Raw genomic sequence first — 20,919 nt, 5'->3', positions numbered from 1 at the left:
CGGAAGTAGCTCTACGAAATCTTAATAAATCCGCTGATCAGCGGACCTAGTGTTGTAAAAAACGTACAAACCGGCGGTCGGTTCGGTACAGTTTCAAGTCATCTGTGGCCACTAGCAGGCTCGCTCCGCTGAGCCAGCCCGCGAACCGCTGCCGCTCCTCCAGTGTCCCCGCGTCGACCACGATGTACCGGAAACCCGCTGCGGCCAGGTCTGGCGAGGGTCCTACTAGTACGCGTTCTAGCTCGCGTACCCTCTTGTCCTCGGCCTGGACGACCATGCTACCGACGCGTACCGAGTCGTTGGCTACCACCTCCCGGCCGGGCACGGCGAAGTAGCGCTGCGCCGGGTCGAGCACCGCCCGGTCCCCGTTCCACGGGAACCTCCGGTAGGACTCGAACGGCAGCACCAGCACGTCCCCCGGCTCCGGATCGCGCCGCATCACCTCACGGGCCTGGCTCCAGCCCTCCGGGTAGCTCACGGCCCGCAGCGCCCCCGCGCCGCCCCAGGCCAGGGTCGGCAGCACGGCCACGGGCACGAGCACCATCAGGACCGCCCACCGTCCGGCCTTCCCCGCCTCTTTTGCCAGCACCTCTTTTGCCAGCGCCTCTCGTTTCGGCGCCTCCCGTGTCAGGGCTTCTCTCGTCAGGGCGCCCAGTCCGACCGCGGCCAGCAGCGCCAGCGGCGCCACGAACTGCTGGGCGTCCCTGAACACCGCGAATCCGCCCCACACCCCGACCAGCCACCTGAACGCCGCGCGCCCCGGCTCGGTCACCCCCAGGCAGGCGATCCCGAGCCCGATGGCCGCCGCCGCACCCAGCCCTCTCGGCCGGTCCCTCATCAGGACGAACCCCACGATCCCCGCCACGGCCAGCGCCAACCGGGCCACCGAACCCACGGCGGTCTCGTACCCGGCCGGGACGGCATTGGCGTTCCAGATCCCGCCCAGTGACAGCAGGCTGCCCACCGCCCCGAACGGCCCGTCCGCCCTGGCCGCGAACGCGTCCACGCCCACCGGATCCCCGCTCAGCCCGCCCGGCCGCAGCAGCGCGAGCAGCAGCCACGGCAGGCTGACGCCCAGCAGCACCGCGCCCACCCGGACCCGCCGGCCCGCGACGGGCAGCGCCGCGAGGGCCGTGACGGTCATGGCCGCGAACCCCCCGACGGCGGCGGGCAGCACGGCGAGCAGCAGTCCGCGCCGGGCGAGGACCGCGCGCACCACCCACGGCAGCCCCGCGTACCCCAGCAGCAAGGCCCACTGCCCCATCAGCAGCCGCTCGGCCACGTACGGGTTCCACACGTAGTACGCCCCGGCCACCAGCCGAGCCCCGAGCAGGCCCGAAGGCACGAGCAGGGCGGCACCCGAGCAGCCCAGCACGAAGATCCCCAGCAGGATCGCCTTCTGCACCAGCTCTGCCGGGACGACGGTGGCGAGCGCGGTGACCACGGCGTCGCTGGGCACCACCCGTGGCGCCCCGCCGGCCAGCCCGAACGTGAAGCGTGAGAAAGCCGGGTCCGGCACGAAGACCATGTCCTGCACCAGGACGAAACCCCAGCCCAGAGCGGGTCCGAGGGCGAGGCAGCCGAGGACGAGCCCGAGCACGGCCGACAGCGGTCCGGCTCGGGTCGTGTGCGGCATCCCGCTATGACATCACAACCGAACAACGGCCATTCCCCGCAAATCACCCAATGACTACGCTTCCCGCTGGAGGCTTGAGGGGGCCTGGAGGGGGCGGGGTGGCGACGAGCGAGACGACGGTGGGGGCCCGTCATTGGCTGCGCGGCGGGGACGCCGTGATGGCCACCGCCCTGGCGATGATCGCCGTACAGCTCGTCTGGAAGTCCGGCCTCGTCCGGCGTACGTACTTCCGCCAGGACGACTTCACCTTCATCGCCCGCGGCCTGGAGCACAACCTGACGTGGGACTACCTCATGCGGGTCGACTACGGCCACCTGGTCCCCGGCCCGTTCGCGATCCAGTGGGCGATGGGCCGCCTGGGCGTCTACAACGACGTCCTCGCGCACGTCGTGACGGTCACCCTGTTAGGCGCGGCGGGCCTGGCCCTGCTGCGGCTGCTGCGCCTGCTGTTCGGGGCGCGCCCGGCCATCCTGGTGCCGCTGGGGTTCTACCTGCTGACGCCGATGACGATCTCCTCGCTGTCGTGGTGGGCGGTGGTGATCGAGACGCTGCCGTTCCAGATCGCGCTGCCGATGGCGTTGTGCTCGCACGTCCTCTACACCAGGACGGGGCGTTTCAGGCACGCGCTGGCCGCGGCGGGCTGGACGCTGTTCGCGATGGCGTTCTTCGTCAAGGCGCCGTTCATCCTGCTGCTGGCCGTCGCGCTGAGCGTGGGCTGGCTCGGCTGGCGCTGGCGGCGGCAGTGGCCGGCGCTGCTGCTGTACGCGGGCCTGCTCGCTGGCTACGCGGCCGTCTTCTTCCGTCAGCTTCTCACCTCCGTGCAGCTCACCAACGACACGATCCAGCCCAGCCTGCCGGACGCGGGGCTCGCGGCGAAGTTCACCTGGACGCTGCTGTCCAGCTCACTGGTGCCGACGTCGCTGGGCGGACCGTGGCAGTGGCGCCCGATCGGCGAGGACTACGCGATGGCTGGGACGCCGCCCGCGCTGGTCTGGGCCGGGCTCGGCGTCGCGGTGGTCGTGCTGGCGGTCTCGGTGTTCTTCCGGCGGCGGGCCTGGCTGGCGTGGCTGGTGCTGCTCGCCTACTTCGCGCTGGCCGACGTGGTGCCCGTCATGATCGGCCGGATCCAGCAGCTCGGGCCGGACCTGAGCGGGGCCGAGCTGCGCTACGTGTCGTCCACGGCCACGGTCGTGGCGATCGCCATCGGCCTGGCGTTCATCCCGCTCGCCGGCGAGGAACGCCCCTGGTTGCGCGCCTGGCCGCGCCTCAGGTTCGCCTGGCTCCCGCTGGCCGCCGCGGTCGCGATCGGCTCGGTCTGGTCGGTCGCGGCCTACGCCCGCCTGCCGTTCGGCGCGGACGTCAAGAGCTACGTCGAGACCGGCAGGCTGGCGCTCAAGCGCGCCCCGGAGCACGCGGTCGTGCTGGACACGCACGTACCCGCCAAGGTCGTCTACCCGATCTTCTTCTACGACTACGCGCTGGCCTCGAAGGTGCTCGGCCCGATCGCGCCGCACCCGGTGACCTGGGCCAGACGCCTCAGCGGCCCGGTACGCAACCCGCTGACCTTCGACCCGCAGGGCCGTCTGCGCCCGGTGAGCATCGACGGGCTGACGATCCCCCAGCCCACCGGCTGCAAGCCGGTCGGCGCGCGCGAGGTCCGCTTCCGGCTGCCGGCGCGGCTGCCCGAGGGCGAGTGGACGGTCCAGGTCGGCTACCTCAACCCGGCCGCCACCCGGTTGTCGGTACGGCTCGGCACCGGGCGGGACGAGGTGGCCGCGGAAAAGGGGTTCGGCTGGACGTTCGCCGCGGTCAAGGGCGGCGGAACCGAGCTCGTCATCCGTACGGCGAACGGCCCGGACGCCTGCCTCGGCGAGATCAAGATCGGCATCCCGAGACCGTGGGCCGACGGGACGCCGAGCCCGCTCCAGCCGGTCACCCCGTAAAGCCCATACCGACCCGCTCCACCTCCGCCCGCTTCAGGGCTCGGTTCGCGTGGCGAGCCGGTCCAGTGCCCGTGGAGGGCCGGGCCCCCGAGCCCGGCCCCCGCCGTCATTTACCCGGCTCAGGGTCCCTCGGCAGGCCGAGCATGCGCTCCCCGATGATGTTCAGCTGCACCTCGGTGGTGCCGCCGTAGATGGTCATCGCCCGGGTGGCGAGCACCGCCCGGTTCCAGTAGCCGGCGTCGCCGAGCTTCATGTCGGCCGCCACCACGGCCGCGGACCCCAGCAGCTCCACCGCCGACTCCGAGACGTGCTGGGCGTGCGCGGTGGACAGCAGCTTGCGTACCGAGGCGTCCGCGCCGGGCTCGGCCCCCGCCAGCTGCTTGAGCGTCACCCGCATCGACAGCGCGTTGATCGAGTGCCCCTCGCAGATCACCTGCGCGACCTGGTACGCCTCGACCGGCGACAGCTCCCGCCCGAGCCGGCCGGCCAGCCCGAGCAGGTCCGGCACGGACGCGCCCGTGCCGCCCGACCCGGACGAGAGCGAGACCCGCTCGTTGGACAGTGTGTTGCGGGCGACCTTCCAGCCCTGCCCGACCTCGCCCACGACCAGCTCGTCCGGCACGAACACATCGTCCAGGAACACCTCGTTGAACAGGTTCTCGCCGGTCATCTCGGTCAGCGGCCGGACTGTGACCCCGGGCGCCTTCATGTCGACCAGGAAGTAGGTGATGCCCTCGTGCTTGGAGCCCTCGGAGGAGTTGCGGGCGATACAGATGCCCCACTCGGCGACGTGCGCGACCGAGGTCCAGACCTTCTGGCCGTTGAGCTTCCAGCCGCCCTCGACCTTGTCCGCCTTCATCTGCAGCGAGGCCAGGTCGGATCCGGCGCCGGGCTCGGAGAAGAGCTGGCACCAGATCATCTCGCCGCCGAGCGTCTTGAGCAGGAAGCGTTCCTGCTGCTCGGGGGTGCCGTACGAGACGATCGACGGCACCACCCACGCGCCGATGATCATCGCGGGCAGTTTCACCCGCGCGGCCTTGAGCTCCTGGGCGATCAGCACCTGCTCCAGCGGCTTGGCGCCGCGACCCCACGGCTTGGGCAGGTGCGGCATGACCAGGCCGCGCGCGGCCAGCGCCCGCTTCTGCTCCGTGCCCTCCAGCTCCTTCAGCGACGCGATCTCCGCGCGGATCGACTCGCGCAGCTCTTCGGCGTCCTCGGGCAGGTCGAGCTCCATCTCGCGCGTGACGCCCTGCAGCGCGAGCGCGGTGACGGTGGCCGCCCACTCGGCCGACGAGCCGAGCAGCGCGCGGATCGTGAGCGCGCGGCGGTAGTAGAGGTGGACGTCGTGCTCGAAGGTGTAGCCGATGCCGCCGAAGGTCTGGATGGCGTCCTTGGCGCACTGCACGGCCGCGTCGGGCGCCATCACGGCGGCGATCGCGGCGGCGTAGTCCAGCTCCTTGCCGTCGGCGCGGGTGGCGTCCCAGACGGTGGCGCGCGCCTGCTCCAGTGCCACGAGCATGCGGGACAGCTTGTGCTTGATGCCCTGGAACTGGCCGATCGGGCGGCCGAACTGGACGCGGACCTTCGCGTAATCGGCGGCGGCCGTCACGCACCAGGAGGCCAGGCCCGCGGCCTCGGCGCCGAGCAGGATCGCGGCGAGATTGCGTACGTCGGAGCTCTGGACGCCGCCCAGGACACCCAGGTCGGGCACCAGCACCTCCGACAGCTCCACCTTGGCCACCGGCCTGGTGAGGTCGAGGGACTTGAGCTCCGTGACGGTGGCGGACGAGGCGTCGATGATGACCCATTCCTCGCCCTCGGCCGTGGCGACCGGCAGCACCAGCGCGTCGGCCAGCGAGGCGCCGAGCACGTTCTCGGCCGTGCCGGAGACGATCAGGCCGCCGTCCTCGGTGAGGGTTCCGGTCAGCGTGCCGGTCAGTGCGACCGCGGCGGTGAGCGAGCCGTCGGCGAACGACTCCAGGTGCTCGGGCCGCTTGGAGGCGTTGATCACCGCGCTGGCCAGCACCGTCGGCACGTACGGCCCCGGCGCCATCCGCTCGGCCAGCGCCTCGACGGCGACCGCGGCCTCCAGCAGCCCGTAGCCGGAGCCGCCGAACTCCTCGGGCAGATGCAGGCCGAGCAGGCCCTGCTCGGCGAGCCCCGACCAGAACGCGGGACGCCCGTCCGTCCCGGATCGCAGCAGCTCGGCGGGGATGTTCCGCGCCGCCCAGCCGCTCACCGACTCGCGGAGCGCCTCGTGTTCCTCGCTCAACCCGATCGCCATCGCACATCCTCCAGCCAGGCCCCGTTATATGCCAGAACCATATTCTAGAGCATGCTTCTGGCCTATAGGGTCCGTATGTTGAGGGCGATCGTGTTCAGGTCACGGTAGTGCGACTTGCCGCTCTGGGGGATCGAGGCGAACAGCATCGCCGGCTTGGCCTTCCCCACGTCGTGGATCGAGATGATGGCCTGCGAGGTCTTCTGCTTGCCCGAGACCGTGTAGGTCACCTTGTAGCCGACCATCCAGCCCTTGCCCACCGGCGCCTTCTGCGATCCGGTCCAGGCGATCGTGGCGCCCGCCGGATACTGCGTGCGCAGCGTCCAGTTGACCGCCCTGACGGCGAGGTCGCGGTAGTCGGCGTTCTTGGCCGGCTTGGGCTTCGGGGTGGCGCCGGGGAGCATCGCCGAGCCGATCACCGTGTGCGGGATGGCGACCTTGCCGACGCGCTGGGCGATGGCGAACGGCGCGAACGACTTGGCCGTCCACGGCAGGCCCAGGCGCGGGTAGCCGATGCCGGTGGCCAGGTCGGAGATGGTGCCGATGGTGACGGTCGCCGTACCGGCCTGGTCGGGGTACGCGAGACTCTTCGGCACCTCGGGGAGCACGATCCCGGCCGCCGACGGCTTGGGCGAGGCGGAGCCGCCCGGCGCCGGCGAGACCGGGGCCACCTGCCGCGGGGGCTGCTGCGTGTCCTTCGGCACGTCACCGGAGAAGATCACGAACACCAGCAGCACGGCCAGCACGGTCGCGATGATGGCGCCGAACAGGTAGATGACCTTGATCGGGATGTCACCGACCCTGGCGAGCAGCCCACCCTTGAGAGATGGGGGCGGGATCGGCGGCAGCGGCTGGACCGGCCGACCTTGGCCTGACTGAACCTGGCCGGGCTGACCCTGGCCGGGCTGGACCGGTGGGTGGTCGGGCGGCTGTGGCCGCTCTAACGGCCGGGGGACCATGACCGTCTCGTCGGCGGGCAGGACGATCTTCCTGAACGGGGTGGTGGGAGAGTCCGAGGTAGGTATCTGGTCGCCGACGTCCGCCATGGCTTTCAGGTTACGTTACGAAGGAGCGGGATAATTCCGCTACTCGCTCGCCAGAATCTAGTTCTGTATGGTCGCGAGCATGAGGGGTTTTTACGAGATCGCCACCGCCGACGCCGAGCGTCCCGCCCTGCTGGGCCCGGACGGCGCGACGTACGGGGAGTTGCTGGCCCGCGCCAACCAGGTCGCCCACGGCCTGACCGCGCGCGGAGTGGCGCCGGGCGACTCGGTGGTGACCGTACTCAGGAACGGGCTGGACGCCCTGACCATGATGCTCGCGACGTACCAGATCGGCGCCTACCTCGTACCGGTCAACTGGCATTTCACCGACGAGGAGATCGCCTACATCGTGGCCGACTGCGGCGCGAAGGTCGTGGTCTCCCCCGCCGCGCTCGGCGTCGGCGAGCTGGTGGCCGGTCAGCCGGACACCGCGCCGGAGCACCGGCGGGCCGGGTCGATGATGCTCTACACCTCCGGCACGACGGGGCGGCCCAAGGGCGTGCGCCGGCGGCTGCTGCCCCTGACTCCCGAAGAGCTGTACCCGATCCTCATGCGCAAGAGCTGGCGGCATTTCGGGCTGCCGGCCGGCGGGGTGCATCTGGTGTGCTCGCAGCTGTACCACTCGGCGCCGTACGGTCAGGCGATGATGGCGCTGCAGCTCGGGCACTCGATCGTGGCGCCGGAGCGGTTCGACGCCGCCGAGACCCTGCGGCTGGTGGAGCGGCATCGGGTGACGAACGCGTTCATGGTGCCCACGATGTTCCACCGGCTGCTGGCCGTACCGGATCGGGAGGAGTACGACCTCTCATCGCTGACGCACCTCTACCACGGCGCGGCGCCGTGCCCGCCCGCGACCAAGCAGGCCATGATCGACTGGCTCGGCTCGGTGCTGTGGGAGTACTACGGCTCCACCGAGGCGGCCGTGGCCACCATGGTGTCGTCGCGGGAGTGGCTGGCCAGGCCGGGCACGGTCGGCAGGGCACTCGACGGCATGACGTTCACGATCGTCGGCGACGGCGGCGAGGAGGTGGCGCCCGGGGAGCCGGGCCTGGTCTACATCGGCGGCGTGAACCGCTTCGAGTACCACGGCGACCCCGGCAAGACGGCCGCCGCCATGCGCGGACCCGCCTACACCCCCGGCGACATCGGCTACCTGGACGATGAGGGCTACCTGTTCCTGCTCGACCGCAGGACCGACCTGATCATCTCGGGCGGCGTCAACATCTATCCCGCCGAGATCGAGGCGGTGCTGCTCGAACACCCCTCCGTGACCGACGTCGCGGTGATCGGTGTGCCCGACCCCGAGTGGGGTCAGCGGGTCGTCGCGCTCGTCCAGCCCGCCGAGGGAGCCGACACCGGCGACCTCACCGCCGAACTGATGCGGCACTGCGCGCCGCGCCTGGCCAAACTCAAGCATCCGCGCGTCATCGAGTTCCGCGACGCGCTGCCGCGTACGCCCACCGGCAAGCTGAGCAGACGAAACGTCCGCGAGGCGTATCTTTCCAGTTGACCGGGGCAGTAGCCCTGCATGGGCAAGGTCGTTGCCGCGATCGCCGCCGCCATGCTGCTGGTCGCCTGCTCAGGACCGCCGAACACCACTGCGGCCCGCTCTACGACGCCCCCGACTTGGCCACCGTCCCAGACGCCCGCCGCCCAGGAGTCCATGGTGCCGTTGGAAGCGTCCTTCGAACGCACCATCAAGCAGGTGCTCCCGTCGATCGTGCAGATCACCACCGAGGACGGGCTCGGCTCGGGCATCGTGTACGACTCGGCGGGACACATCCTGACCAACGCGCACGTCGTGGGCGGGGCGAAGCAGATGACCGTGACCCTGGCCACGGGCAGCAAGGCGCACGACGCCAGGCTCGTCAAGAGCTTCGGCGGCGGCGACCTGGCCGTCATCAAGGTGGACGACCCGAAGGGGCTGACACCGGCCAGGTTCGGCGACTCGTCGAAGCTCCGGGTCGGCCAGATGGTGCTCGCCATGGGCAACCCGCTGGGGCTGTCGGGCAGCGTCACCCAGGGGATCGTCTCGGCGGTGGGCCGTACCGTGACCGAGCCGCAGGATCCCGACTCGCCCGGTGCGACGATCACCGGCGCCATCCAGACGTCGGCCGCGATCAACCCCGGCAACAGCGGCGGCGGCCTCGTCGACCTGTCCGGGCAGGTCATCGGCATCCCGACGCTCGCCGCGATCGACCAGGATCTCGGCGGCGGAGCCGCGCCGGGCATCGGGTTCGCCATCCCGAGCAACACCGCCACGGACATAGCCGCTCAGATCATCCGCAACGGCAAGGTCACCAACAGCCACCGGGCCGCGCTCGGCATCAGGGGCACTACGGCCGTAAAGGACGGCCAGGCCGCCGGGGTCGCCGTGTTCAAGGTCGACAGGGGCAGCGCGGCCGCCAAGGCCGGCATCAGGCCGGGGGACGTGATCATCTCCGTCAACGGCCGGGAGACGTTGACGATGGCCACGCTGGCCGAGGCGCTGAGCACGCTCCAGCCGGGGAAGCAGGCCAAGGTGGGGGTCGTCAGGCTCAATGGCTCGACCACGACGATCACGGTGACCTTGGGCGTCCTGCCGGGCGACTGACTCTCCTCGCTTCTTTCGCCAATGCTCCTTCCGCCAACGCTCCTTTCGCCAACGCTAGTCTTTGCGTCCGGAGGTGGGACGGTGGCTCATCTGGAGTGCACGCCCGAGGATCTGGCGAAGGTCAGGTTCGGTCTGTCGCCCATGAGTCAGGTCGTCGGCGCGCTCAACGTGCTGAGCGGCCAGCACGTGCCGCCCGGCCTGCCCATCTGGACGACCCGCGTACGCGACCGCTACCAGCGGCTGCTCGCGGGCAGCCCCGTTTTACGCGCGCTGATCCGGCTGCACCGGGTGACCGACTACGCCCCCGACTTCTACTGCGTTCCGCCCGACGGCGTGGACACCACGTTCGAGCGGGAGGTGGCCGCCGTCCGGCGGATGCCCGCCGACCGGGTCGCCGCCGACTTCCGGCTCAGCCATCGGGAGCGGCCGGTCGATCCGGCGCTGGACGTTCCCGACGCCGCCGCGCGGGTCGCCGACGCCCTCGAAGCGCTCTGGACCGAGCTGCTCGCCCCCGACTGGCCCCGGCTGCGCGCCCTGCTGGAGCGCGACATCGTGCAACGGGCCGGGCGGCTGGTGGTGTACGGCTGGATGGAGGTGTTCGGCCGCCTCGGCATCGACATGGAGCTGAAGGAGGAGCGCATCCTGCTCGGCAAGGTCCGCGGCGCCTCCCACCGGCTCGGCGGGGTGGGCGTGGTGCTGATGCCGAACGCGTTCGGCGCCAGGTACGTCTACCTCGATCCACCGCGCGCGTACGGCCTCACCTACCCCGCGCACGGCGTCGCCGCGCTCTGGGAGCGGGGCTCACCCGCCGCCGACGGCCTGGTCGCGCTGCTCGGGCGGGGCCGGGCGGCGGTGCTGACGGCGCTCGACAGCCCGGCCAGCACCAGCCAGCTGGTCGCCCAGCTGTCGATGACGCTCGGCGGGGTGGGGGGTCATCTGGCCGTGTTGCGGCGGGCGGGCCTGGTCTCGCGTACGCGCAGCGGCCGGTCTGTCCTGTACAGCCGCACCTCGATGGGCGACGGTCTGGCCCAGCTCACCACCTGATCTTGGGGCGAGCTCACTTACTTCGGCCGGGCTGACCGCATGGGCTCACTGTTTGACATTGAAGACGAGTTCCACGCGGCGGTTCTTCGCCCGGTTCTGGGCGACGGGCTTGCCGTCGACGATGTTGGGCACCTTCGGGCGGCTCTCGCCGTACCCCTTCGCCTGGAGGTCGGCGTTGCCGCGGGTCAGCATGGCGCGCATGGCCTGCTGTACGGCCTGCGCCCGGCGCTGCGACAGCGTGACGTTGTAGGCGTCGCTGCCCTGGTCGTCGGTGTGCCCCTCGACCTTCACGACGCCCCCGGCGCCCTCCGCGTCGATCTTGCGCGCCACTCCCCTGAGCCGCTGTTTCGCCGCAGCGGTCAGCACCCACTTGTCCACCGCGAACAGCACGTCGCTGGTGAGCGCGACCGTGACCTGCTCGCCCTGCTTGGTCTCGCTCTCGGTGCCGTCGAGCGACTCGACCTCGCCGATGATGTCCTCGACGGGAAGCACCAGATCCTCCACCGGACCGGTGGCGTCGGCGGGCGGAGCGGGGGTCGGGGACAGGAGCGTCGGCGAAGAGAGCGTTGGCGAAGAGAGCGTCGGCGAAGAGAGTGTCGTTGGTGACAGGAACAGGGCCAGCGCGACGCTAAGAGATCGGAACATCGGTGAACACGCCCATCATCGGCATCTCGACATTGATCTTCGTGACGTCCGGGGGCGGGGCGGCGAACACCGCGTAGAGCGTGGAGGCGTCGCCGCTGTCCAGGAACTGCCCCTGGGTGCCCGAGCAGACGCACTTCGCGTCCTCGCCCGTACCGTTGCGGGCGACGCGGTAGCGCTTGGCGTTGACCGGGTCGATCAGGGAGACGGCCGACACCGTGTAGTCGAGCGTGCCGCTGCTCATGCCGTTGTGCAGGTTGACCTTGCCCTCGGTGGCGGTGACGGTCCAGTTGAGGCTGATCGTCCTGCCCTGCCGCTTGAGCCCGGTGATGTCGACGCGAGCCTTGCCGTACTGACCGCCGGCCCCGACCTTGACCTCCCGGCTCGCGATCGCCTTGGCCTCCTGCGCGGGCGCGGTCGGCTGCGCTTCGGCCGGTGCGCTCGCCGCGGTGGTGGCCCGCTCAGGCGGCGCGGTCTGTCCCGTCTGCTCCTCGCCGCCGCCGCCCTGCTGGCCAGGGAGCATCCCGCAGCCGGTCAACGCGACGGCCGCGACAGCCAGCGCGATCGTCTTCCGCATGTTCTGATCACCTTTGCCGGTAGGGGTGGAACTCGTGGCCCCGAAGGTAGCCGGGCGACCTTCAGGATCCGCATAGTGGGCTAAATCCCCAGGCCACGGCGCCTGTCCAGCTCTTGCGCCAGAAGCTCGACCTCGGCCCCCGGGGGCTCACCGAAGCTGTCAGACTCTCCCATAACACGCGCAAGCCCATCAACCGCAGTATCGACCTCATCAAGGTCCAGGTGCGCTTTTATAAGGACAATCAGGGCTCTTGACGCGCTTCTCCGGTCACCGTGAGCCGTGAACATCACCTCGGCCTGGCTCGCCAGCCTGGCCGCCGCCTCCGGGTCTCCCTCGGCGCTGGCGATGTCGGCCAGCACGAGCAGCCCGGCCGCCTCCGGCAGCCGGTCGCCCAGGCGCCGGTTGATCCTTATCCGCCGCTCGGCGCAGTCGCGGGCCCGCGCGTAGCGATGGGCGCCGAGGTGCAGCCGGGCCAGGTCGAGCAGGGCTTCGGCGGCGCCGCGCGGGTCACCCAACTCCTCGTACGCCTCCAGGCTCCGGTCGACCAACCCCAGGTCTCCGCGTGCGACGCCCAACGCCCGGAGCGCGTCTGCCGTGCCGCGCCGGTCACCGGCCTCCTCGAAGACGTGCAGGCACCTGGCCAGCGCGCGTTCCGCCTCGGCCGGCCGCCGCTCCACCAGGCCGAGCCGCAGCATGATCCGAGCCAGCTCCAGGCCCTCGACCAGCGGCTGAGCAGCCCTCAGCGCGGCGGCGGCCGACTCAGGACGGCCCTCCACCCGATGCAGATCGGCCAGAGCACGCAACAGCAGCGCCTCACCCTCCCGATGCCCGGCCGCCCGCGCCGCGTCGAGGCCGGTAGCAGTGGTGACGTGCCAGTCGTCGTGATGCGCGCCCAGTTCGAACAGCGGAGTCAGATAGAAGGCCAGCCGCCAGGCCGCCTCGTGCAGACCGGCCCGGTAGAAGTCGCCCACGGTCGCCACAAGGAACCGGCGTTCGGCACTCAGCCACCGAGCGTCGGCCCGCAACCGCCCGGTCTCCAACGCCCACCCACCTGTCAGCCCCCACCCGCCCGCCAGTCCGAGACCCGGCTCTCCCGTCCAACCCAGACCGGCCGCCTGCGCCTGGTGGTCGGTGTGGGTCAGGGTGCGGCCTGAGCCGGGTTCGGCGGGGAGGAGGGCCGTCCTCGCGTGGCGGGTCCGGTCGAGGATCTCGCCCGCGATCCCGGCCAGTACCGCTGCGGGGCCTCCGTCCTCGGTGGTCAGGCGTTCGGCGGCGTACAGCCGGGTCAGGTCGTGCCAGCCGTACCGCTCACCGCCGGATTCGTCCAAGCCGAGCGACTGGAGCAGCCCGGCCTCGGCCAGCGGTTCCAGGTCGGCACCGAGCGCCCAGGAGGCGAAGTCGGGCGCGGACAGCGCGCCCATCCTGCGCAGCAGCCGCCGTTCGGAGTCGGCCAGCCCGTGGTAGCCGAGCGCCAGGCTGCCACGTACGGCCAGGTCGCCCGCGCTCAGCTCGTCCAGTCGGCGCCGCTCGTCGCCCAACCGTCCGGCCAGGTGGTCGAGGGTCCAGCCCGGCTTCCTGGCCAGGCGGGATCCGGCGATGCGCAGGGCCAACGGCAGACCACCGCAGAGCCGCACGATCCGGTCTGCGGCCTCGGGCTCGGCGCCGACCCGTTCGCGCCCCACCACCTCGGCGAGCATGGCCACGGCCTCACCGGGTTCGAACACCCCCAGCTCGTACGCCCTGGCCGCCTCCAGCCCCGCCAACGGGGAACGGCTGGTCACCAGCGTCAGGCTGCCCGGACCGGTGGGGAGCAGCGGGCGTACCTGGGCCTCGTCCGTGGCGTCGTCGAGCACCACGAGCAGGCTGCGGGTGGCCGTCATGCCGCGATATAGCCGCACACGCTCCTCGAACGCGGCAGGCACGGCCCCGTCGGGACACCCCAGAGACCGGAGCAGGTCCTCCAGCACGGCGCCGGGCGGCCGGTCGCGGATGGACGCGTAGAGGCGACCGTCCGGGAGGTCGATCATGGTCGCGGCGCGCACAGCCACGGCGGACTTACCGCACCCCGGCGGCCCGTGCACGACGAGGTGCACGGGGGCACCTCCCGGTGCAGGCACCCGGGCGACGATCCAGTCGAGGACCGCCCGCCGCCCCGTGAAATCCGAAATATCCGGCGGTGCTTCGCTCTTCACCGGCACACGCTGCTGCGGTTCTTCGCTCGACAGCGCGCGCCGGTGTGCCTCGACCAGCTCGGTGCCCGGTTCCAAGCCGAGCTCGTCCACCAGGACCCGGCGCGCCTCCTGGTAGGCCGCCAGCGCCTCCGCCCGCCGCCCGGCCTGGCGCAGCGCGTCGAGCAGGCGCGCCCAGGCCCGCTCGCGCAGCGGGTACGCGCCGACGAGCGCCCGCAACTCGCCGACCACCTCACCACCCCTGCCCAACCGCAGGTCCAGCTCCACACGTTCTTCGAGCGCGGTCAGGCGGAGCTCTTCCAGGGGTACGGCGTGCGTTCTGCGCAGGTATGAGGACTCGATATCGGCCATGGCGTCTCCTCGCCACAGCGCCAGCGCCGCCCGGAACCCCTCGGCCGCCGCTTCGGCCCTGCCCGCCTCCCTCGCCCGCCTGGCCTCACCGACCAGCCGCTCGAACCGATGGCAGTCGACCGCATCCGGCTCCACCTCGATCAGATAGCCACCGGGCACGGTCCTGATGCCGTCGACGAGCTTGCGCAGCGCGCTGATGTACACCCTGAGCACCGACTCCGCAGAAGCCGGCGGCCGGTCGTCCCAGACCACGACCATCAGCCGCTCGATCGGCACCACCCGTCCGGCGGAGACCAGCAGCGCGGCCAACACCGCCCGATGCTTCGCCGGCCCCGGCCCCGGGTCGCTTTCGAGTCGCAGTGGTCCCAGCAGCCGGAACCGGAGGGGACCGCGCCCCTCTTCGCCGGGCAGCGCCGGGAATTTCGGCATTTGGGGGGCTTAGTCCTTCGTGCGGTCGATGGCGAACGACTCGAAGCGTACGCGCAGCGCCTCCCCGGCGTCCGGAGCCACCTGTACCCCGGCCGCCCCCGGCCCGAGCGGATCACTCGCATCGGACACCTCGGCGACGAGCTTCTCATTAACCCACATCCGCAACCTCACCCCAGCAGAGTCGCTGGGACCGGCACACTCGGCGACGATCCGGCCGCCCCTGGCCATCGCCGCACCGCTCAGAGCCGCCGGACCGTACAGAGTCGTGCCCTTCTGCCCGCTACGGCGCTTGACGATCGTCACCCGCCCCGAGCCGTTCACCCCGAACTCGTAGCGATCCCCCGAGTTCGCCGACCCGTGGCACCACACGCCGTACTCACCGGACCCCTGCTCAAGCAGCGCCTTCGCGCTCACCACCACCCCACCGGACGGCTCCGGCACGGGCGCGGACTTCCACAGCCGCCAGCCCGGCTTGGCGGTCAGCACATAGTCGCTCCCGGCGACCCGCGCGTCCCCGCCATCGGACGCCCCGGTGGCCCACGAGTCACCGAACCCCGCCGTGTACGGCCACGACGGCGACCACACCCGAGGCACCACCACGACCCCCGCCACCACGGCGGCCACAACGGCGAGCGCCCCCGCCACCCAGGGCCACCGACGCCGCGCCATTCCCCCACGGGCGCCACGGGCGAGGCTCACACCGGAAGCAGCCTGAACGGACGCCTCTTCGACCGCTGCGGCGAAACCGCGAGGGCCGGTCCAGGTACGTTCGACGACCTGAGTGGCCGTGGCCGGGCTCAGCTGCCTGCCGCCTGTCAGGGACTCCAGCAGTTGCCGGGCCGTGGGGCGAAGGCGTGGATCCCTGGCCATCGCCCGCTCCACCACGTCCCGCATGCCCGCGTCGAGCCCGTCCAGCCGCGGCCCCTCGTTGACGATCCGGTACAGCACCTCGGCCGGCGGCCCGCCACCGAACGGCAGCCGCCCGGTCCCCGCGAAGGCGATCACTCCGCCCCACGCGTACACGTCGGCCGCCGGCCCGAGCGGCTCCCCGCGTACCTGCTCGGGCGCCATGAACGCGGGTGTCCCCAAGATCGCCTGGCTGGTCTGGCTGTCGGCCTCGGCGAGCTGCGCGATGCCGAAGTCGATCACGCGCGGCCCGAGCGGCGAGAGCAGCACGTTCGACGGCTTGAGGTCCCGGTGGACGACCCCGGCCCCATGAATCGCACCGAGCGCGGTCGCGATGCCCACGGCCAGCGCTTCCAGGTCGGACCCGGACAAGGGCCCCTGTTCACGTACGGCCTTCGCCAGGTCCGGCCCTTTTACGTATTCGGTGACGAGATAGGCGATATCCCCATCGATCCCGGCATCCAGCACCGGAGCCGTACAGAATCTGGCCACCCGGCGAGCCGCGGCCACCTCGCGCTCGAACCGCCGCCGGAACGCGGGATCGCGGGCCAGCTCGGGATGGATCACCTTGACCGCGGCCAGGCCACCGGTGGGCGTGGTGGCGAGATGCACCTCGCCCATGCCACCCCGGCCGAGCACCCGCCGCAGCGTGTACCCGCCTATGACCCGCTCGCCACTCATCGCAGACACCCTAGCCAGGGTCAGCGCACATTCCCGAGGTAGCCCACCTCCAGGGCCGGCTCAGTCCGGGCCAGCGACCATGAGAAATGTCGTCAACGCGGTGAGTATGAGGAACACCACGCCGACCAGCACCAGGCCGACGGCCAGCAGCCGTTTCGGCGGGTCGGGCCGTTCCCCCGAGCGTTCCGGATCCCTTTCCACGGCCGACAAACTAACACCTGACAGCGAATGTGACAAATAATGTCAGGCAGCTCAGGAGCCCAAACCAAGAATGGCGGGTTTCTTTACCGCATTCAGCTTTCTCTAAAGCATTCAGCGCAAAAGAATGAACAATTCGGAATGACAGCCGACCTAGTCCTGAGCGCTGCGGCCTTCCGTACGGGCGATGGCGATCGAGCCGGTCGAGCCGCGCAGGCCGAAGCCGTACCGATACTGCTGCCGCGCCTGCGGCGTCGCGAGCATGTCACCGATGGAGCCGGTGCCCAGCCGACGCCATTTCCCGCCGCTCTCGGCATAGGAGGTGATTCTGTCGCCGGACAGCAGCAGGGCGAAGCGGTCGCCCTGCTTGAGCGTCAGGGGCGTCGAGCCCGGGACACTGACGAAGGCGCCGTCCATCTGGACTTCGAGCCCCGATTCCTTGCGGGTGTTGTTGTACCAGGCGGTCACATAGCTATTGCCGTTTTTCACCCACCCCACGAAAAGGCTGTCCTCCGGCTGCCCGGTGTTCGCGAACGTGCCCGCCGTCAGCACGCTGACGGCGTCACCGGCGGGTGGCAGGCCTCTCTCCCCGGCGACCAGGCCGAAGAACGGCGCCGATCCGGTCCCGGTGAACCGGCCGCCCCCGGCCCTGATCGCGGGCATGGCCTCGTTGTTGTTCGGCTGGAAGGTGGCGTACTGCTGGGAGGTGTCCTTGCCGAACTGGTCGGCGACATCGAGGTGCGAGAACGTCGCGAGGTCGAAGGGCCCAGTCGGCTGTCCGCCGCCCGAGCCGCTGAGCCAGTGCGGCACGACCAGCACCGCGGCCGTCACGGCCGCCGCCGTGAGCACGGCGGCCACCGCGATCACCTCCCCTCGCGGGCGCTTCCGGGATGATCCTGGATGTACGGCGCCCGACGGCGAGGTCGCCCCGCGCTCCGGGTCCCCGCTGGACAGCGAGGCCGGTCCGCGCTCCGGGCCCCCGCCGACGGACCGGAACGCCGCTCCGCCCACCGGGCCCGCCTGGACGGCGCCCATAGGACCCGCCTGCGCGGCCGGTCCGACAGCGGCCGGTTCGACGAGCGTGTGCCCGTTGGCCGGCGCCGCCGAATGCCGCCCGCGAGCGGGCGGGCCCGCGTTCTCGCCGGTGAGGTCGCTCAGCAGCCGGGCGGCGTCCGGGCGGGCCGACGGATCCTTGGCCAGGCACGCGATCACCAGCGGCCGGAGCGGAGCGGGTACGCCCGCGACGTCGGGCCGGCCGGACATGATGCCGTGCAGCACCGCCGGGACGGCCTGCCCGGGAAAGGCCAGCCGCCCGGTCGCGGCGAAGACCATCGTGCCGGCCCAGGAGAACATGTCGGAGGCCGGGGTGAGCGGCTGGTCGCTGAGCTGCTCCGGCGACATGTAGGCGGGAGTGCCGGTCAGCTGGGTGTTGCTCGTCATGTGGTCGAGAGCGCGGGCGATGCCGAAGTCGATCACCACCGGCCCCTCCGGCCCGAGGATCACGTTGCCCGGTTTGAAGTCACGGTGCACGATCCCGGCCCGGTGGATCGAGGCCAGCGCGGTCAGCGTACTGACCGCCAGCCGCTCCAGCCCGCTGCCGGTACGCGGGCCGTCGTTCTTGACCAGCGCGTCGAGCGAGGGCCCTGGTACGTACTCGCTGATGATGTACGGCCGTTCGTCCACCATCCCCGTGCCGATGACCCGGGCCGTACAGAAGGCGGCGACGCTCGCCGCCACCTCCGCCTCGCGCAGGAACCGGCGCCGGATCTCGGGATCGGCCGCCAGCCGGGAGTGCAGCACCTTGATGGCCACCGGCGCCTGCCCCGGTGACTGCCCGAGATAGACCGTGCCCTGGCCGCCCTCCCCCAGCACCGCCGAGATCCGATGGTCACCGATGCGTTCCGGCTCCTTGAAACCCAGCGCACGAGGAACCGTCACCGTCCACCCCGCTAAGATCGGATGATCCCCCAAAGCCGCGCCCAGGGTAACGTCCGCCCTCACACCAGCGCCGGAGAACACCGACTTTTCCCGCTTTAAATCGGTTTTCCGCTTACCGCCGTTTCAGTACACTCGCCCGGAAACGTGGCGCGCATTGACGAGTGAGGGGAGCCGACCGTGCACAGCACCAGCAACAGCACCGCCTCGGTCATCCCCACGTCTCGCTACGAGGTGATCCTGGTGTCTTCGTCCGCCCGGCGTCGGCTGCGCGGCCGGCACTGGACGTCTCTGACGAACACCTGATCAGCCCTTTCCTTTCGGAATCGAACAGACATCGGGCGGTGTTCGTCCGGGAATCGCGCTGTCCTGTCTGAAGCGTCCCGAAGGGCCATAAGGCCGTGCGTACCGAACTGCACCGTCATCACACCGACTCGCTGAACGCCGTCCGCAACCTGGGCATCCTCGCCCACGTCGACGCCGGCAAGACCACCATCACCGAGCGGATCCTGTACCTCACCGGCGCCACCTACAAGCGCGGCGAGGTACACGACGGCACGACCATCACCGACTTCGACTCCCAGGAGCGCGACCGTGGCATCACCATCTTCGCCGCGGCCGTGAGCTGCTCCTGGGACGGCCATCGGATCAATCTGATCGACACACCGGGACACGTCGACTTCTCCGACGAGGTCGAGCGCTCGCTGCGGGTGCTCGACGGCGCGATCGCGGTGTTCGACGGCGTCGCGGGCGTCGAACCGCAGAGCGAGTCGGTATGGCGGCAGGCCGACCGGTACGGGGTGCCGCGCATCGCCTTCGTCAACAAGCTGGACCGCGCCGGTGCCGACCTCGACACGGCGGTCGAGTCGATCCGCGAGCGGTTGCGCGTGGTCCCGCTGGTGGTCCACCTGCCGATCGGGCGGGAGGACGGCTTCACCGGGGTGGTCGATCTGCCGCGCATGCGGATGCTGGCCTGGCCTGACAGTGGCGACCCGGTCGAGGAGGGCCCGATCCCGGACGGCCTGCGGGAAGAGGCGCACCGGCGCCGCCGGCTGCTGGAGGAGGCGGTGGCCGAGCTGCACCCGTTCGCGTTGGAGGAGTTCTGCGCGGAGTCGGCGATCTCCGAACAGACTCTCGCCGCCGCGCTGCGCGACCTGACCCGTACCGGTGAGGGAGTGGTGGTGTTGTGCGGATCGGCGTACCGCAACCGCGGCATCGAACCGCTCCTCGACGCCGCCGTGGCCTACCTGCCCTCGCCGCTGGACGTACCGGCGGTACGCGGCATGCACAAAGGCACCGAGCAGGAGCGCCCGGCCGACCCGGCGGCGCCGTTCGCCGCGCTGGTGTTCAAGGTGCAGTCGACCGCCACCGGGCGGCTGACGTACCTGCGGGTGTACTCGGGAACGATGCGGAGAGGAGACGCGGTGCTGGACACCGGCGCGGGGCGCACTGAGCGGATCGGCCGGATCCTGCGGGTGCAGGCCGACCGGCACACCGAGGTGGACCGGGCGGCGGCCGGGGACATCGTCGCGGTGGTCGGGCTGAAGACGGCCCGCACCGGCGCCACGCTGTGCGCGCCCGCGGCGCCGCTGCTCCTCGAACCGCCGACCGTGGCCGATCCGGTGGTCTCGGTGGCGGTCGAGGCCCGCAGGAGCACCGAGACCGACCGGCTGACGTCGGCGCTTGCCCGGCTGGTGGAGGAGGATCCTTCGCTGGTGGTACGCACCGACGCCGAGACCGGTCAGACGGTGCTGTCGGGGCTGGGCGAGCTGCATCTGGAGGTCGCGGCGGAGAAGATCCGGCGCGACCACGGGCTGGAGGTCGCCATCGGCCGGCCTCAGGTGGCTCACCGGGAGACGGTCGAGCGCGGAGTTTCCGGGTTCCTGTACCGGCACGTCAAGCAGGACGGCGGGGCGGGGCAGTTCGCGCACGTCGTCCTCGATGTGGATCCGCTGGACGTCGCCGACGGCGTGGTGTTCCGCTCGACCGTCGTCGGCGGACGGGTGCCGCGCGAGTACGTTCGGGCGGTGGAGGCCGGCTGCCGGGACGCCCTGGCCGACGGACCGCTCGGCGGCCATCCGGTGACCGGCCTGCGGATCACCCTGACCGACGGGGCCACCCATCCCAAGGACTCCTCGGAGATGGCGTTCCGTACGGCCGGCCGGCTCGGGCTGCGCGAGGCACTGCGCGCCAGCCTCCTGGTACTGCTGGAGCCGGTGGTCGAGGTCACGGCCACCGTGCCGGACGACGCGGCCGGCGGGGTGCTCGGCGACCTGGCGGCCCGGCGCGGCCGGATCTCGGGCTCGACCGCGCGGGCGGGAACCGTGGTGATCACCGCGACCGTGCCACTGGCCGAGGTGTTCGGGTACGCGACCCGGCTGCGCAGCCGGACGCAGGGCCGGGGCACCTTCACCACCCGGGCCGCCGGTTACGCCCCGGCCCCGAGGCCGTCCCGGTAGACGACGGCCGCC

The 20,919-nt window shown here is 71.2% G+C and carries 15 protein-coding genes; 6 read left to right on the top strand and 9 right to left on the bottom strand.

Translation table 11 applies throughout. The features are described 5' to 3' along the window. Nucleotides 1–46: 46 nt before the first annotated feature. Nucleotides 47–1,636: a hypothetical protein gene (locus ACIBO2_RS01900; RefSeq protein WP_397294847.1), complete on the bottom strand. Its 1,590-nt coding sequence runs from the start codon at nucleotides 1,634–1,636 to the stop codon at nucleotides 47–49. A 98-nt stretch (nucleotides 1,637–1,734) separates the two neighbouring features. On the opposite strand from ACIBO2_RS01900, the gene ACIBO2_RS01895 reads away from it, so the two are divergent. Then, entirely contained in the window at nucleotides 1,735–3,579 is a 1,845-nt protein-coding gene (locus ACIBO2_RS01895) for a hypothetical protein (RefSeq protein ID WP_397294845.1), read from the top strand. Nucleotides 3,580–3,685: 106 nt separating this feature from the next. Here ACIBO2_RS01895 and ACIBO2_RS01890 read toward each other — a convergent pair whose 3' ends face one another. Together ACIBO2_RS01890 and ACIBO2_RS01885 are read right to left on the bottom strand one after the other, a co-directional pair. Further along, nucleotides 3,686–5,863, bottom strand: coding sequence for an acyl-CoA dehydrogenase (locus ACIBO2_RS01890; protein WP_397294843.1), 2,178 nt, complete (start codon nucleotides 5,861–5,863; stop codon nucleotides 3,686–3,688). A gap of 62 nt (nucleotides 5,864–5,925) precedes the next feature. Continuing rightward, nucleotides 5,926–6,906 carry a hypothetical protein gene (locus ACIBO2_RS01885; RefSeq protein WP_397294841.1) on the bottom strand — a complete coding sequence of 327 codons (981 nt, stop codon included), beginning with the start codon at nucleotides 6,904–6,906 and terminating at the stop codon, nucleotides 5,926–5,928. 79 nt (nucleotides 6,907–6,985) lie between these two features. Here ACIBO2_RS01885 and ACIBO2_RS01880 point away from each other — a divergent pair, with 79 nt between their 5' ends. From ACIBO2_RS01880 to ACIBO2_RS01870, 3 genes are all read left to right on the top strand, one after another. Then, complete coding sequence (locus ACIBO2_RS01880; protein ID WP_397294839.1) at nucleotides 6,986–8,413, top strand: AMP-binding protein; 1,428 nt, start codon at nucleotides 6,986–6,988, stop codon at nucleotides 8,411–8,413. Nucleotides 8,414–8,431: 18 nt separating this feature from the next. After that, nucleotides 8,432–9,496, top strand: a complete 1,065-nt coding sequence (locus tag ACIBO2_RS01875; protein ID WP_397294837.1) for a S1C family serine protease — start codon at nucleotides 8,432–8,434, stop codon at nucleotides 9,494–9,496. Between the two features lie 81 nt (nucleotides 9,497–9,577). Then, the gene (locus tag ACIBO2_RS01870; RefSeq protein ID WP_397294835.1) at nucleotides 9,578–10,540 is read left to right on the top strand and encodes an ArsR family transcriptional regulator; all 963 of its coding nucleotides are present in this window, start codon (nucleotides 9,578–9,580) and stop codon (nucleotides 10,538–10,540) included. A gap of 45 nt (nucleotides 10,541–10,585) precedes the next feature. On the opposite strand, the gene ACIBO2_RS01865 is transcribed toward ACIBO2_RS01870, so the two are convergent. From ACIBO2_RS01865 to ACIBO2_RS01840, 6 genes are all read right to left on the bottom strand, one after another. Further along, a complete protein-coding gene (locus ACIBO2_RS01865; protein ID WP_397294833.1) occupies nucleotides 10,586–11,032 on the bottom strand; it encodes an OmpA family protein in 447 nt (148 codons plus the stop codon). 136 nt (nucleotides 11,033–11,168) lie between these two features. After that, on the bottom strand, nucleotides 11,169–11,759 hold the full coding sequence (locus tag ACIBO2_RS01860) for a hypothetical protein (RefSeq protein WP_358547731.1): 591 nt from the start codon (nucleotides 11,757–11,759) through the stop codon (nucleotides 11,169–11,171). 80 nt (nucleotides 11,760–11,839) lie between these two features. Then, the gene (locus ACIBO2_RS01855) at nucleotides 11,840–14,728 is read right to left on the bottom strand and encodes a BTAD domain-containing putative transcriptional regulator (protein ID WP_397294831.1); all 2,889 of its coding nucleotides are present in this window, start codon (nucleotides 14,726–14,728) and stop codon (nucleotides 11,840–11,842) included. Between the two features lie 9 nt (nucleotides 14,729–14,737). After that, on the bottom strand, nucleotides 14,738–16,315 hold the full coding sequence (locus ACIBO2_RS01850) for a serine/threonine-protein kinase (protein ID WP_358547737.1): 1,578 nt from the start codon (nucleotides 16,313–16,315) through the stop codon (nucleotides 14,738–14,740). A 60-nt stretch (nucleotides 16,316–16,375) separates the two neighbouring features. Beyond that, on the bottom strand, nucleotides 16,376–16,516 hold the full coding sequence (locus tag ACIBO2_RS01845; RefSeq protein ID WP_358547740.1) for a hypothetical protein: 141 nt from the start codon (nucleotides 16,514–16,516) through the stop codon (nucleotides 16,376–16,378). A gap of 150 nt (nucleotides 16,517–16,666) precedes the next feature. Further along, nucleotides 16,667–18,451 carry a serine/threonine protein kinase gene (locus ACIBO2_RS01840; protein WP_397294828.1) on the bottom strand — a complete coding sequence of 595 codons (1,785 nt, stop codon included), beginning with the start codon at nucleotides 18,449–18,451 and terminating at the stop codon, nucleotides 16,667–16,669. A gap of 177 nt (nucleotides 18,452–18,628) precedes the next feature. On the opposite strand from ACIBO2_RS01840, the gene ACIBO2_RS01835 reads away from it, so the two are divergent. Both ACIBO2_RS01835 and fusA read left to right on the top strand, forming a co-directional pair. Further along, the gene (locus ACIBO2_RS01835) at nucleotides 18,629–18,754 is read left to right on the top strand and encodes a hypothetical protein (RefSeq protein ID WP_357949273.1); all 126 of its coding nucleotides are present in this window, start codon (nucleotides 18,629–18,631) and stop codon (nucleotides 18,752–18,754) included. A 95-nt stretch (nucleotides 18,755–18,849) separates the two neighbouring features. Continuing rightward, complete coding sequence (gene fusA / locus ACIBO2_RS01830) at nucleotides 18,850–20,907, top strand: elongation factor G (protein WP_397294826.1); 2,058 nt, start codon at nucleotides 18,850–18,852, stop codon at nucleotides 20,905–20,907. Nucleotides 20,908–20,919: the final 12 nt, after the last annotated feature.

The organism is Nonomuraea sp. NPDC050022 (genome assembly GCF_044460705.1).
GTDB lineage: Bacteria > Actinomycetota > Actinomycetes > Streptosporangiales > Streptosporangiaceae > Nonomuraea.
Note: the sequence above shows the minus strand (reverse complement) of the source record. Positions and strands in the feature narration are given on the sequence as shown.

Excerpts from the sequence above, each read along its gene's own strand:
- ACIBO2_RS01900 (WP_397294847.1), bottom strand. The coding sequence starts at position 1,636 with ATGCCGCACACGACCCGAGCCGGACCGCTGTCGGCCGTGCTCGGGCTC.
- ACIBO2_RS01890 (WP_397294843.1), bottom strand. The coding sequence starts at position 5,863 with ATGGCGATCGGGTTGAGCGAGGAACACGAGGCGCTCCGCGAGTCGGTG.
- ACIBO2_RS01885 (WP_397294841.1), bottom strand. The coding sequence starts at position 6,906 with ATGGCGGACGTCGGCGACCAGATACCTACCTCGGACTCTCCCACCACC.
- ACIBO2_RS01880 (WP_397294839.1), top strand. The coding sequence starts at position 6,986 with ATGAGGGGTTTTTACGAGATCGCCACCGCCGACGCCGAGCGTCCCGCC.
- ACIBO2_RS01875 (WP_397294837.1), top strand. The coding sequence starts at position 8,432 with ATGGGCAAGGTCGTTGCCGCGATCGCCGCCGCCATGCTGCTGGTCGCC.
- ACIBO2_RS01860 (WP_358547731.1), bottom strand. The coding sequence starts at position 11,759 with ATGCGGAAGACGATCGCGCTGGCTGTCGCGGCCGTCGCGTTGACCGGC.
- ACIBO2_RS01855 (WP_397294831.1), bottom strand. The coding sequence starts at position 14,728 with ATGCCGAAATTCCCGGCGCTGCCCGGCGAAGAGGGGCGCGGTCCCCTC.
- ACIBO2_RS01850 (WP_358547737.1), bottom strand. The coding sequence starts at position 16,315 with ATGAGTGGCGAGCGGGTCATAGGCGGGTACACGCTGCGGCGGGTGCTC.